Annotated in this window: 8 protein-coding genes and 2 pseudogenes; 7 read left to right on the top strand and 3 right to left on the bottom strand. The window is 70.0% G+C overall.

Translation table 11 applies throughout. The features are described 5' to 3' along the window. The 6 genes and pseudogenes from OG698_RS08640 (at position 1) to OG698_RS08615 (ending at position 7,834) form a co-directional block, all read left to right on the top strand. On the top strand, positions 1–2,940 hold the full coding sequence (locus OG698_RS08640) for a hypothetical protein (protein WP_406102431.1): 2,940 nt from the start codon (positions 1–3) through the stop codon (positions 2,938–2,940). A 252-nt stretch (positions 2,941–3,192) separates the two neighbouring features. Beyond that, positions 3,193–3,552 carry a hypothetical protein gene (locus OG698_RS08635; protein WP_406102429.1) on the top strand — a complete coding sequence of 120 codons (360 nt, stop codon included), beginning with the start codon at positions 3,193–3,195 and terminating at the stop codon, positions 3,550–3,552. A gap of 261 nt (positions 3,553–3,813) precedes the next feature. Continuing rightward, positions 3,814–4,008, top strand: a pseudogene (locus OG698_RS08630) (helix-turn-helix domain-containing protein); the annotation flags it as partial. A gap of 126 nt (positions 4,009–4,134) precedes the next feature. Next, on the top strand, positions 4,135–6,078 hold the full coding sequence (locus OG698_RS08625) for a tetratricopeptide repeat protein (protein WP_406110918.1): 1,944 nt from the start codon (positions 4,135–4,137) through the stop codon (positions 6,076–6,078). A gap of 122 nt (positions 6,079–6,200) precedes the next feature. Continuing rightward, entirely contained in the window at positions 6,201–6,899 is a 699-nt protein-coding gene (locus OG698_RS08620; RefSeq protein WP_406102427.1) for an alpha/beta fold hydrolase, read from the top strand. A 95-nt stretch (positions 6,900–6,994) separates the two neighbouring features. Beyond that, a complete protein-coding gene (locus OG698_RS08615) occupies positions 6,995–7,834 on the top strand; it encodes an alpha/beta fold hydrolase (protein ID WP_406102426.1) in 840 nt (279 codons plus the stop codon). A gap of 879 nt (positions 7,835–8,713) precedes the next feature. On the opposite strand, the pseudogene OG698_RS08610 reads toward OG698_RS08615, so the two are convergent. Then, positions 8,714–8,836, bottom strand: a pseudogene (locus OG698_RS08610) (hypothetical protein); the annotation flags it as partial. A gap of 348 nt (positions 8,837–9,184) precedes the next feature. Between OG698_RS08610 and OG698_RS08605 the strand changes: the two are divergent. Beyond that, positions 9,185–9,517 carry a hypothetical protein gene (locus tag OG698_RS08605; RefSeq protein ID WP_406102424.1) on the top strand — a complete coding sequence of 111 codons (333 nt, stop codon included), beginning with the start codon at positions 9,185–9,187 and terminating at the stop codon, positions 9,515–9,517. A gap of 437 nt (positions 9,518–9,954) precedes the next feature. Here OG698_RS08605 and OG698_RS08600 read toward each other — a convergent pair whose 3' ends face one another. Both OG698_RS08600 and OG698_RS08595 read right to left on the bottom strand, forming a co-directional pair. Beyond that, on the bottom strand, positions 9,955–10,104 hold the full coding sequence (locus OG698_RS08600) for a hypothetical protein (protein ID WP_406102423.1): 150 nt from the start codon (positions 10,102–10,104) through the stop codon (positions 9,955–9,957). A 1,205-nt stretch (positions 10,105–11,309) separates the two neighbouring features. Then, the gene (locus OG698_RS08595; protein ID WP_406102422.1) at positions 11,310–13,520 is read right to left on the bottom strand and encodes a sulfatase-like hydrolase/transferase; all 2,211 of its coding nucleotides are present in this window, start codon (positions 13,518–13,520) and stop codon (positions 11,310–11,312) included. Positions 13,521–13,664 lie beyond the last annotated feature (144 nt).

The raw sequence follows: 13,664 nt of genomic DNA, 5'->3' as shown, positions 1-13,664 counted from the left end.
ATGCCGACCGCACCCCATCCCCAGAACACCGACGAGCTCTTCCAGGCGCTCCAGGAGAACGACCAGCTGCCCTACGGCCGCACCCGCACCGTCACCGCCGAGGAACTCGTCGACGCCGCCGAGCAGTTCGCGGAGCCGGGCCCGCTCGCGTACGCCCTCCTCGAACTCCAGGAGGCCTACACCTACGGCTCCGAGCCCCGTAAGTCGCCCGTCGTCTTCGCCCGCCTGCTGAACCTCTTCGATGAGCAGCCCGACGTCTTCGACGAGCGCATGCGCCACATGCTGTTCTGGCGGTTCAAGTGGGTTGCCAATGCCCTGCGCGCACTGCCGGAGGTGCCGCTGACCGGCCTGCGCCAGTGGCTGACCGAGATGCGCGACCGGTACGTCAAGGCCGACCTCGACCTTCAGCCGTACTACGGGCAGGCGTACCAGCTCGCCGCACACCTGGGCGAGGACACCTCGCTCGCCTACGAGTTGTGGGCGGGCCGCACCCGCACCCGGCTCAGCGACTGCGAGGCCTGCGAGATCTGCGAGCGCGCCCTCTACCACCTGGGGACGGGCGACGACGAGCGGGCGCTGCGCACGTGGGAACCGGTCCTGGCCGGGAAGGACTCCTGCCAGGAGGAGCCGGCGCGTTCCGTCTCGTACGCGTTGCTTCCCCTGCTGCGCACGGGCCGCACCGACCGGGCCCGCGCGCTGCACCTTGCCGGCTACCGCGCCTGCCGCCGCAACCCCTCGATGGCCGGGGAGGTCGGCCGGCACCTGGAGTTCTGCGCGCTGACCGGCAACGAGGCGCGCGGTCTGGAACTGCTCGCAGAGAACCGGAACCTGTTCGCGGAGGTGGAGTCACCGCTGGACCTGCTCGACTTCCTCACCGGCGTGGAGGCCCTCCTCCAGCGCGTCGAACTCCTCGGCCACGGCGAACTGCCCGCCGCCGGGTACGCCGGCCGCACCTGGACCGTGGCCGGCCTGCGTGCCGAGGTGCGCGGCCGCGCAGACGACCTGGCCGCCCGCTTCGACGCCCGCAACGGAACCACGGCCCACACCGACCGCCGCAGTGCTCGTCTCGACCGTGCCCCGCTCCTGGAGACACTGGAACTGACCCTGCGTACCCGCGGCCTCGACGATGCGGGCCCGGCTGCCCCGGTTGCCGAGCCCACCGCCCGTACGACCGCTGCCCTCCCCGACTTCTTGCCCGAACTCGTCCTTCAAGCAAGGACTTTGGACCAGCAGGGGCACCCGGACGCACATGCCTGCTGGGCCCGGCTGCGCACGCTCGTGGCCGCCCGGGACTACGCCCACCCCGACGATCCGGCCGTGGGCCCGCTCGTACAGCTGCGCGCGGACCTGCTGGCCGAGGAAGCGGGCCGGGCGGGCGAGAGGGACGAGTTCGCCGACGCCGCCGCCCTCCACGAGGAGGCCGCGGCCCTGTACGACGACGCCGGAGAACCGGGTCACGCGGCGTTCTCCCGAGCCTGCGCTCTGCTCGCTACCGCCGAGATTCCTGTGCAGGGCGCCGACGGAGCCGAGGCGAAGACCGCCGCGCTGACCAGCGCCCATGCGTCCATGGTCCGCCTGCACGAGGAGACGCCCGGCCTCGCCCCGTTCCAGGAGGCTCGCCTGATGCGGCTGAAGGCGACCGCGCTCGGCCTGCGCCTGCAGACCTCAAGGAGCGACGAGCACGTCGGGCCGGTCCTCGCCGAGACGGACGTGCTGCACGCGTTCGCCACCCGGCACGACCTCGTCGGGCAGCTCTCCGGCGCCCTACTGCTGCGGGCCAGCACGCACGCCATCTCCGGCGACCTGCCCGCCGCGGTCACCGAGATCGACGCCCTCCTCGACCGGCTGAAGGCGCACGGTCCCGCATGGCACCTGCCCCGCACGCTAGGACTGCGCGGCCGGCTCCAGCTCGGCCTCCGGGACGCGCAGGCCGCGCACGCGGACCTGACCGAGGCCTTGCGACTGGCCGCCGACTGGCCGGCCGATGCCATCGACACCGCCCGCCTCCACGGTGATCTGGCCGAAGCCTGCATGCACCTGGGCCGCCCGGACGAGGCCTTGCGGCATCTGACGCGCTCGGCGGAGCTGGAGCTTCGCCGCGGCAGCCGGACGGACGCGTTCTGCACCTACAGCAACGCGGCCCAGCTCAGCCTCGACCTGGGCCGCGTCGAGGACTGCATCGCTCTGCTCGACTCCCTGCTGGCCGAACCGGACGTCGCCGCCGGAGAGTTGGACGACCGGCTCATCGCACAACTTCGCCTGACCCGGGCGCGGGCACTGCACACGGGGGAGGACCTCAAGGCCGCCACGGCCGAGTTCGTCACCCTCGCGGCCGAGTCGGCCCGCTGGGACGACGACCCGGGGAGCCACGCCATGATCGCTGCGGAGAGCGCCGTACTCCTCGGCGAGTCCGGCGAGTTCGGTCGCGCCCGAGCAGTGGCGGACCAGGCACTCGCCGCCCACGCCCGAGCCCCGCGCTACGACCAGCTCAGCAACTGTCTGCGCGAACTTGCCCGCCTCCAGGCCCAGCAGCAGGGTCCCGACGGCCTGGCCGACGCGCTCGCCTTCCTCGCCGACGCGGGCCGGGTCGCCGACGAGGCGCGAACCGCGGAACATGACGCCAACGGCCGTTCGCTGGACACGGCCCTGGCCTACGAATACGGGCGGGTCAACGCCTACGCCGGAGAGTACGAGGACGCCCTGGTCGCCCTGGACAAGTCCCTCGCTCTGCTCGGCGAGCCGGCAAGGGATGACGACCGCGCCGGCGAGTGGGTCGAGTGTGTCCGGCTCGCGGGTGCCGTGGAGGGCCTCTACCTGGAACGCCCCGCCCCCGCTCTCACCCGCCTCGACGCGGCGGTCGCCCGCCTGACCGCCCTGGGCCACACCGAGGAGACCGAGCCGCTGATCTCCTTGGCGGCCCGGCTGCGCGACGAGGAGTGACGCGGCGGTGCCGGGGCGACAGCCCGCCCCGGCACGGGCGCCCACCTACGCGAGCCATCGACGACGAGCACGCCCTGGAGCTGGCGAGGCGTCTCCACAGCTACGACCTACGCCACGTTGGTCTCTCGTTCTCGATGGCCCCCGGAGTCCACCCCGCCGAGTGCGTGCGCCGAGCCAGACAGAGCATCCAGACCCTCATCCAGGTGCCAGAGTCGGTCGGCGTTCTCGAACCAGTCGCCGATGGTGTTCCACATGAGGGAACTGGCTCGGACTGGTGGGGACAGTTGGCAGATCGCCGCGGACTGGAGCTTCTGCCTGACGGCTGACTTCACCGTGGATCTCAGCGCTGCAGAGGCTATGGACTTCGCAGCGCAGATGCTCTCTCACCTGCGCATTTCGCCGGGTGTCCGTTTTTCGGCGGCGGTGACCACGGGCCGCAACAATCCGCTGACGTTGAACGCGGAGCCAGTCGGGGACGGTTTCGCCTTCTTCGTGCGCCTGACCCCCAACGGCGACGACACCGTTTGTCACTTGCAGATGGAGATCGATCCGATCGCCAGGTCAGAACTTCGTGAGGCATTCAATGCGCTGCACGCGGCGCTGGTGGTGTGACCGCCCGAAGCGTTTCGGCCAGGCCGCGGGCGTGATGGGCGTCCGCCCCTACGGATCGCGGCGGATGCGCCCGTGGTGACGCATGTCCGACGGCACGGTGGGCGTGGGCGGCGAAATCCTGCAGGTACAGGCCCTTCAACTGCTGCGGGGCCAGGTCTCGTACGGCACAGTGATGTAGAGCGTCAGCGATGAGGTCGGCCGGATCAGCTGTGGGGTGCTTGGCAGGCCGTGAGTGTGTTCGCTGCTTGGAGGCGTGGGGGCATGACCGCACAACTGGGTTTCGGGGAAGTGCTGCGCGCTCACCGGCGCTCGGCGCGTTTGACGTTGGAGCAGCTGGCGGAGGTGTCGGGGGTCAGCGCCCGCACGCTGTCGGACATGGAGCGGGGACGCAGCACGGGACCACAGCATCGCACCGTCACCGCGTTGGCGGACGCGCTTGCGCTGGAAGAGGGGACCCGCCGGCAATTGATCGATATAGCTCGCGAAGGCAGGCTGCAGAGGCACTGGACGCGTCCTGGTGGGCCGTGTGAACTGCCCCGGATCGTGGAGGACTTCACTGGTCGCGGCGCGGAACTGATCTGGATGAGCGAGCTGGTGTATGCCGAGAGTGCGCCCGGCGTCGGGGTGGTAGGGCTCATCACCGGCTCGGCGGGCCTGGGTAAGACGTCATTTGCTGTCCGTGGCGCTCATTCGGTACGTCCGAGTTTTCCGGGCGGGGTGTACTTCATCGATCTGTTCGGGATGTCCCAGCGCCCGTTGGCTTCTGAGGACGCGTTGTTGGTACTGCTGCGCGCACTTGGTGTCCCGGCCCCGCAGGTCCCGGGCGATCTCCACGAGCGGGCGTCTTTGTACCGCTCGCTGCTGCACGACAAGCGGGCCCTGGTGGTCCTGGACAACGCCGCTTCCGAAGAGCAGGTACGGCCCCTGCTGCCGGCGGCAGGCATGAGCAGGGCGCTGGTCACCTCCCGGCGGTTGCTGGCGGGTCTGGAGGGCGTGCGCCGACTCGGCCTCGGACCACTGTCGTTGGCCGACTCCATGCGACTGCTGACCGGGATTCTGGGCGAACGCGCGGTTTCTGACGAGGAGTCGGCACTCACCCGGCTCGCCGAACTGTGCGGAGGGCTGCCCCTGGCCCTGCAGATCATCGGCAACCGGCTGGCGAGCCGGCCCGCATGGGACGCGGCCGAACTCGCCGGACGACTGGCAGACGAGGAGAGCCGGCTCGATCAGTTCAAGGCCGGAGACCTCAGGATCGCCAACGCGTTCGGCATGTCCTACGAGCAGCTCTCCGAGAGTGCGCGACGGGTCTTCCGCCGCCTGGCCGTGATACCGGGCCGGGACTTTGACGCCGCTCTGGCGGCCGTGGCCGGGTCGATGCCGATCGAGGACGCCTGGACCGCACTCGATGACCTGGTCGACCTGGGCCTGCTGCAGGACAGCACGGCGGGCCGTTATCGCTTCCACGACCTGGTTCGCCTGTTCGCACGCGACCGGTTCAAGGAGGAGGAGTCCCCGGCCGGAGCTCAGGCAGTGACGGGCACGGTGACATCGTGGCTGCTGCGCATGGCCACCATGGCCGGCCGCTGGTTCGAACCCGGCTACGGACGGCCGAACCGGCCCGACCCCGATCTCGCCGCCCTGGCCTCAGCGGAAGAGGCCGACTGGTGGCTACGGGTGAATCTGGACACCTGGGTGGGGGCGATGCGCACTGCGACGAGCAGCAGCCAAGAGCACTCCCTCGTCCTGGACTGCGCGGAGTCGATGCACTGGTTCTCAGAGCGGTGGGTGCACAGTCCGCATTGGCATGAGGTTTTCGCGCTCGGCGCGCAGGCCGCCGCCGCTCTGGGCGACCTGGCGCAGCAGGCGACTCAGCTGAACTATCTGGCCTGGGTCCACTCGGTGCCGCCGGCAGATCCTCGGTCCGCACTGCGGTATGCGGACGAGGCCCTGGAGCTGGCCACCCGCAGCGACGCCACGGCGCAGGTCGCCTGGGCGCTCGAGTACACCGCGGGAGCACTGCTCCTGCTCGAACGCCCGGAGAAGGCCCTCGTGTTCTCCTCCCGGGCAGCGGAGACGTTCAAGAGCATCGGCGACACCGACTGCTACGTCCAGTGCCTCGCCAACGTCGCCCACTGCCTGCGCAGCCAAGGACGCTACGCAGAGGCGCTCGAGCAGTACCGCACCGGGCTTGCTCTGATGGACGACGAGAGGTCGGGGATGACTCCCAGTGTCGCGAACCACAGCCGGCCCTTTGCGCTGATCCGCATCGGCCAGTGCCTGGGCCACCTCGGCCGCCGTGCCGAGGCAATCACCACGCTCGGCGAGGCGATCAGCCTCCTGGACGCGCTCCAGGTCTCCGACTTCCGGCATGCCGGTGCCCTGGAGGAACTGGCCACGCTGCTGGCCGAAGAGGGACGCCCCGAGGAGAGCCGCCTCACCTACGTGCGAGCGGCACAGGTCTTCGAGTCGATCGGTGATACCGAAGCCCACCGTCGCTGCCACGTCCTGGCCACCGCCAGGTCCTGATCGCGGAATTCCGTCCTCCCACAACTCTGCATGCTGCTCTGCGTGTTCCGCCCGCTCTCCCGCGGCTTGGATGGAACACGTCGGACAGGCATCGAGCCTGTCTCGCCCGATGGGACATGATCATGACGACCATCAGGAACATCGTGCTCGTACACGGTGGCTTCGTGGACGGATCAGGCTGGCAGGGCGTCTACGACCACCTCACCGCCGACGGGTACCGGGTAGCTGTCGTACAGAACCCGACCGTGTCACTGGCCGGTGACGTCGCCGCCACCCGCCAGGTTCTCGACGGCCTCGACGGCCCGGCCGTACTCGTCGGCCACTCCTACGGCGGTGCCGTCATCACCGAAGCCGGAACCCACCCGGGCGTCGCCGCGCTCACCTACATCGCCGCGTTCGCGCCGGACAAGGGCGAGTCGGTCAGCTCCCTGATCGCCGACCCGCCGCCCGGCGCGCCGGTCCCGCCGATCCTGCCGCCGAGGGACGGGTTCCTGTTCCTGGACCGGGACAAGTTCGCGGCATCGTTCGCCGCCGACGTACCCGAGGCGCAGGCCGCGTTCATGGCCGACTCCCAGGTCCCCTGGGGCGTCGACGCCCTCGAAGGAGCCGTTTCCGAACCGGCTTGGCAGACCAAGCCGTCCTGGTACCTGGTCGCCACCGACGACCGCATGATCCCTCCGGCGGCGCAGCGGGCCATGTCCGAGCGGGCCGGCGCGACCGCATCCGAAACCCCGGGCAGCCACGCCGTCTACGTCTCCCGCCCGGCCGTCGTCGCCGCCGTCATCGCGCAAGCCGCCGAGAGCCTGGGCGGCCGCTCCTAGCAGCCGCCCGCCCGCGTCTCGTCCGGGCGGCGCCTCCGCCCGGACGAGACGCCCCGTACCCGCCCCGCTCCGCCCACCACCTCGGGAGCATCCGCATGTCCGTCCGCCCCACGTTCACCCGCCGCAGAGTCATTGCCACCGGCGCGGCCGCCGCGGCATCGGCCGCGATCCTCACCCCGAGCAGCGCCACGGCCGCGACCGGCAGCCGCCCCGCGCCGGGCGCCAAGCCGACCATCGTGCTGGTCCACGGCGGCTACGCCGATTCGTCTTGCTGGAACGGAGTCATCCGGGAGCTGCAGAGCAAGGGGTACAGCACGATCGCAGGGGCGAACCCGCTGAGAGGTATCCCCACCGACGCCCCGTACATCGGGAGTCTGGTGGACTCCATCAGCGGGCCGGTCGTGCTGGTCGCACATTCCATGGGTGGAACCGTCATCACGAATGCCGCCGCCGGAAAGGACAACGTCAAGGCGTTGGTCTACATCGCGGCGTTCGTGCCCGATGTGGGCGAGACCCAGGGCGAGCTCATCGACAAGTTCCCAGGCAGCGAGGTCCTGCCCGTGAGCGTGCCGGTCCCCTACACGAAGCCCGACGGCACCACCGGAACCGACCTGTATCTGAGCAAGGACGGCCAGGCAGCCTTCGCCGCCGACGTGTCCACAGCCACGTTCCGACTCCTGCAGGCCATCCAACGGCCCTTCGATGCCGACTCCTTCACCTACCCGACTCAGGCCGCCGCGTGGCGGACGATCCCGTCGTGGGGGCTGGTTGCCGGCCGGGACAAGGCGATCCCGCCCGCGGCCGAACGCTGGATGTACAGCCGTGCGAACCTCCGCAAGGTCGTCGAAGTGCCGACCTCGTCCCACGTCGCGATGATCAGTCACCCGGAGGCCACCGCAAAGCTGATCGAGGAGGCCGCCAGAGCCACCAGGTGACCGGTACCGTCCCGGCCCGCACGCGCGGGCCGGGGCTGCATTCACGTCAAGGCTGCGGGAGAAGACGATGACCGACCAGGGAGCCGATCTGCTGATCCGGGCCGCCGCCGTGCACTCTCCGGTGCCCGCGTCAGGTCCCCCAACGGGCGCCGGCCGTAGGGGGCGATCGCATCACGGCTTTGTCCACTGACCCCACCGGCCTTGACAGTACGGCCAGTTCACAGGAATGAGGTCTTGTGGCGGGCAGCCCTGATGGGGCGCCCGCCGCCGTGCTGGTGGCATCTACTCGGTAGGGGCTGTGGTGTTGCCAGTCGGTAGGTGCGCGGGATGTCGCTCACCTGCTCGGCGATGCCCTGCCGGGCGAGGAGTCAGCGCATTTGCGATCGCGCCCGAGTTCCTTCGATCACTCGGCTGATCCGGGTCGCGGTGAACGCGTCATCCGGGTTGGTCTGGAGGTGGTCGAGGACCTTCTGCCGCAGCGCACCTGGGGCCATGCGAGCCTTCGGAGCAAGCACTGCCACCGGCTCAGTGGCTGCGGTGCAAGGAGGGGACTCGGCCCGGGGCTTCATGGCCGCCGGGTCCGTACACGCCTCGTCCGCAGCGGCCGCCTCCTTGTTCGTCTTGGGAACACGGAGTGCTTCGACCTGCGCGGGTGTTTGCGCGGTCGCCCCCGCGTTGGGCTCATCGGCCAGGGTTGGGGAGGCATCTGTTTCCGCGACGTCTTCGGTACCTACGGAGCCCGTGGCCGAGGACTCGTCCTATTTGGCGCTGACAGTGTCGTCGGGCACCTCAACTTCGCTGCTGTCGGCGGCCTCGTCCTGGAAGCACCGCCAGCGGTCGGGGGCGCGGCCAGGGTCCATGTCGCACGCCTTTCTCGCGGATGGCCGGACCGCGATCTCCGAGGGTGGTGAGGGCCTTGCCGGCGGTGGAGCGTCCGATGCCTGCGGCCAGGGCGAGTTCGGCGACCGTTGCGCCGGGGGAGCTGATGAGTTCGGTGTAGATCGAGGCGGGTGCCCGTCAGGCCCGTTTGCGGTTCGGGAGTGGGGACGGCGTTGAGGGTGCGGGTTTCGGCGGTGGTCTGTGGCCGAAGGTACGCGGGCCTCCGCTGCCACCCTTCGCAGTGCGGTCGAAGGCCGATCCGGCACCGCTTCGCGCTCCTGGCCTTGAACGGCGCCAGGTTCTCCCACGTGCTTCGCCGGTGTTGTGCTTCAGCGCCTTCGTGTCGCGAACGGCAGAAGCATGGCGCTCGCCGCGGACCTCGGAAAACACTCGACGCGCAGGTCCACCCCCGCCACGGCCTCGTCCTTTACACTTTCGCCGTCACATAGCGTGAGGAGTGATGTGAGAAGCGTGATCGAAGCGCTGCGTAGCCCGCGGCGCCCCCTCGTGCTCGGCGCGGTGCTGACCGTCGCGCTCGCCGCACAGTCAGCTCTGCTCGTCGCCCAGCAAATGCAGATCGACGACCTGCGGATGCAGCCCGTCGACCTCCAGGCGAGCGTCAAGCCTGGCCCTTCAGGGCCGTCCGGTCCCCCCGGTCCCACTGGTCCCGTTGGCCCTATCGGCCCGGCAGGCAAGGACGGCACGGACGGGAAGGACGGAAAGGAGGGCACGAACGGGACGGACGGCGCGAGCGGGAAGGACGGGAAGGATGCTGTCGTTCCGCCGGCGCCGGCTCCAAGTTAGACACTCGGCCGCACTGGCCGACTCCTCCGGCGCGCACTGGAGGGTATTCCGCCCTTGCGTGGGGCCGGACAGTGCAGTCGGAGTTGTGGACAGCGCCCGGACGGGGTGCAGCGCCGCCGAGAGTGCCGGACGCACCGGTGGCACGGCGCGGGATCGTCAACCGGCCGCCGGGGGCCGTTCCCGTTCCGTCGCATTCATAGCGGTTGTGACTTGAAAGCAGACGTCGAAGCCCGTGACACCTCTTGGGCTTCTCCGCGCGCCGAAGGGGCGCCCGAAGTAGGTGAACATGGTTCCGCACGCCCGCCTGCGCCGCGCCCGTGACGTGCTTCAGCCCCTCCCCGCAATGATCGGCAGAAGTGGCGTGCCCGGTCGCCCCGGGAAGGACGCTCGACGTAGAGGTCCGCCTTTGCCGCGCCCTTGCCCTTTGCTCCTTGTCATCACATAGCGTGAGGAATGATATGGGAAGTATGAAAGAGGCGTGGCGTAGCCCGCAACGCCGCCTTGCAATCGGCGCAGCGCTGACCGTCATGCTCGTCGCGCAGGCAGTTGTGATCGTCGCCCACCAGCAGCAGATCGACGAACTCCAAGCACGGCGCATCGCCCTCCAGGGGAGCAGCATTCAGCAGGGTCTGCCCGGCCCGCCCGGCCCCTCCGGCCCCTCCGGCCCGGCTGGCCCTACGGGCCCGACAGGCGTGCCGGGGTGGCATGGGCGAGACGGTCATCACGGCCCACCGGGGCGCGACGGAAGGAGAGGGAGGCATGGCAGGAACGGGGTGGTCATCTACCTCAGGTCGTGCCGCCATTCGGCCGCCTGTACCCGCTGCTCTTCAGAGCTGTCACCGCTCATCAAGCGTCCCTTTCACCAGCCGCCCAGGTCAGCCCGAGGTCCGCGAGCCGCTGGAGTTTGTCGTCGGTGAGTTCGTCCCGCCGGCTCTTGGCGTTGGCCATCCACACTCCGCGCCTGACCTCGGTCCCGTCTTCCAGCTGTTCTATGTGTCCCCTGTGTGGAGTGCCGTTGTGATGCCGGCAGGGGAATGTCGTCACTGGGGCAGTGTCGGTTCTTGATGGTGGGGCTGTGGCCTGTGGATAGGGACTTCCTCGGGTGGCGGGGTTGGTGACGTTGGTCGGTGGCAATGTGTGGTGTTGTTGCTGGACAGGTTGGTGACACTTCCTGTGCCGGGGTAACGCCTGCCGTGCATCACCGCCTCGACCGTCCTGTCGCCCCGTTCGGGCCGCGCGTTGCGCAGTCGTCCCGGCCTTGCTGGTCTTCGCTGTTCGCCGGCGGCCGCGCCGGCAGTGTCTGTCCCTGCGGCCGCGGGGACAGACCGCACCCTCCTGGGCTCTCTTGCCGTGGCGTCTTGCGCCGTGCCTTGGCGCAGTCCGGCCGCCGAGCCGGAGGAACGTGACGGCACGCCGGAAGTCCGCCCCGTCGGGCGTCCTGGCACGCAACCAGAGACCCGGGAGCGGAGCGATCACGGAAGCATGTGGCGGCAGGTTTTCGGCGCCGGCGACCTGGATGACGCCCCGGATCACCGACACGGCGCGCGCGCCGAGCCGCTACCAGGGCCAGCGCCTGCGACTTCGCATCGGGGTGGAATTTCCCGCCGGCGAGGGGCAACGGCTTCCCACGCCATGCTCGGCATCGTCGGTCTGCGCAGCCTCGATCTCGACGGGTGAATGGACAGTTCGTATCGTCGATCCGTTGCGGTCAACCTGGAGTGGCCGGAATGATCAGGCACCTCCCTCGGAACGAGCTGCACCCATCGGCGTTCGGGCGAGGCCCGGAGCTCGCTCAGTCGTGGACTTGCACATGGGCGGCGGCCCAGGAGGTGTGGTCGTACGAGCCGTCGCTGTTGGCATCCCGCACCACAAGACGCAACAGCTGTACGCCCGTTACGTCCACATCGACCGGGCGCGGGCCACCCGCCGCCGTGAGCGGGCCGCTGTCGAACAGCCTGGTGCCGTCGCCCCACACTTCGGCGACGACCCCTCCCCGGGCGTTCTGCAGCGCCGAGAAGTCGTCGATGCCAACGACCGAGGTGAAGCGGGCGGCGTTGGAGCCGAGGAAGTAGACGATCTCCGAGGGGGCATGGACCCCCAGGCCCTTGGCGTACGTCGTGCCGCCGAAGGCGATCGGAGTCCCGTCGCCGGCCGGCTTCTTGCCGTTGCTGGTGTCGAGCTCGACCGGGCCCCAGCCGTTGGTGGCCGAGAGCCAGGTCAGATCGCTGAGGTAGGCGTCCTGGGCCGGTGCGGGCGGAGGAGTGGCGACCGTACGGGCGGACGCGTAGCGGACCGTGTCGCGGCCGTACCGGGCCGTACCTTCGGCGCGCAGCGCCCAGGTGCCGGCGGAGGTGAGGCCGGCGGGCGCGGTCACTTCCCAACGGGTTTCCAGCGCCGAACCGGGCGTGAGGCGGTGGGCGTCGCGCGCCGTCAGGGGGCGCAGCCTCCAGCCCTCCGGTGCGCCGAGTCGCACTGCGGCGTTGGTCCATGCCCGGTCGGAGGCGTTGCCCAGGGTTGCTGTGACCGTGAACTTCTGTCCGGGGAAGACGAGTTCCGGCGCCTCGACGCGTACGCCGAAGCGCTCGCGCTCGTACGTGTCCGCCCACGACGCCCTCAGCAGTGTGGTCAGTTCCGTCACCACCTTCGGGTGAGCGGCGGCCAAGTCGGTGGTCTCGCCCGGGTCGGCGGCCAGGTTGTACAGCTCGAACTGCCACTGATCGTCGGGGGCTTCACGGTCGCGGCCCGGGGCGAAGCGGATGCCCTTCCAGTCGTCGCGGCGGACCGCCTCGGCCAGTTTGAGGATTCGGCCCTTGTCGACTGCGTTGGCCCGGGAGGTCGAGCCGGGGTCGTTGCGGTACCAGTAGAGGTGTCCGTGCAGCGGGGCGCTGCGCGGGCGGGCGGTGAGCAGCGAGGCGGCGGACAGGCCGTCGATGTCGCGTGGTGCGGGGGCGCCGCCGAGGTCGGCGAAGGTGGGAAGCAGGTCGATCAGCGGGGTCGGCCGGTCGGTGGTGTCCGGGCTGATGGTGCCGGGCTGCCAGGCGATCAGCGGGACCCGCACTCCGCCCTCGAAGAGGTTGCGCTTGTAGCCCGTGAGAGGGCCGTTGGCGTCGAAGAGGTCGGGATTGACGCCGCCCTCCTCGTGCGGGCCGTTGTCGCTCGCGGCCAGGACCAGCGTGTCCTTGTCGATGCCGAGCGCGCGCAGGGTGTCCACGACCGAGCCGACGAGGGTGTCGAGCCGGGTGACCTGGGCGGCGTGGCCCTTGTTCGCGGCATTCCACGGCTGGTCGTCGTACTCGCTCACGTCCGGGATGTCGCTGGGCCCGTGCGGCACGTTCGGCGTGAGGTACAGGAGGAACGGCTCGTGTGCGTGCTCGGTGATGAACGCGTTGGCGCGTTCCTGGATCACATCGATCGCGTACGTGCCCTTCTTGCCGTCGGCGTTCTCGGGGAACCGGACCTGCTCACCGTTGTGCCAGAGGTACGTCGGGAAGTACTCATGGGCGTGACCGTGCGTGATGTACCCGTAGAACTCCTCGAAACCACGGGAGTTGGGATGACTCGGCTGGTCGGCCTCCTCAGGACCGTAACCCCACTTGCCGATGCACGCGGTGCGGTAGCCGCGCGCCCGCAGTACCTCGGCGAAGGTCGTGTCGCCGTCACCGATCGGGTCCTGCGGGCCGTCGAAGGGGTTCTCGCGCACGGGCGCATGCCCGCCGTGCAGGCCGGTCAGCAACGAGGCACGGGACGGTGCGCACACGGCGGCCGCCGAGTAGGCCTGGGTGAAGCGCAGGCCCTCGGCGGCGAGTGCGTCGAGCCGGGGCGTGTGGATGAGCTGCTGTCCGTACGCGCCGAGGTCGCCGTAGCCGAGATCGTCGGCCAGGACCACCACGATGTTCGGCCGCCGCGGGCGCGCGCGACCGTCTGCCGACGCGGGGACGGACGGCAGTGCACTCAGACCGAGTGCGGCGGCTGATCCGGCAAGAAACTGACGGCGACTCGACACCAGGGACTCCTTCGGACGGCTATGTCGAAGATCCTGGGGGAAGTGTGGAGGGCAAGGCCATTGCGAGAGCATGAAGACCTCATGGCGTCACCGAGTGTGGCCGGTGGGGGCACCCAGGCCTGCTGCGCCGCACCCCGTGAAGGC

It is taken from the genome of Streptomyces sp. NBC_01003 (assembly GCF_045162695.1).
GTDB lineage: Bacteria > Actinomycetota > Actinomycetes > Streptomycetales > Streptomycetaceae > Streptomyces.
Note: the sequence above shows the minus strand (reverse complement) of the source record. Positions and strands in the feature narration are given on the sequence as shown.

Excerpts from the sequence above, each read along its gene's own strand:
- OG698_RS08640 (WP_406102431.1), top strand. The coding sequence starts at position 1 with ATGCCGACCGCACCCCATCCCCAGAACACCGACGAGCTCTTCCAGGCG.
- OG698_RS08635 (WP_406102429.1), top strand. The coding sequence starts at position 3,193 with ATGAGGGAACTGGCTCGGACTGGTGGGGACAGTTGGCAGATCGCCGCG.
- OG698_RS08625 (WP_406110918.1), top strand. The coding sequence starts at position 4,135 with ATGAGCGAGCTGGTGTATGCCGAGAGTGCGCCCGGCGTCGGGGTGGTA.
- OG698_RS08620 (WP_406102427.1), top strand. The coding sequence starts at position 6,201 with ATGACGACCATCAGGAACATCGTGCTCGTACACGGTGGCTTCGTGGAC.
- OG698_RS08615 (WP_406102426.1), top strand. The coding sequence starts at position 6,995 with ATGTCCGTCCGCCCCACGTTCACCCGCCGCAGAGTCATTGCCACCGGC.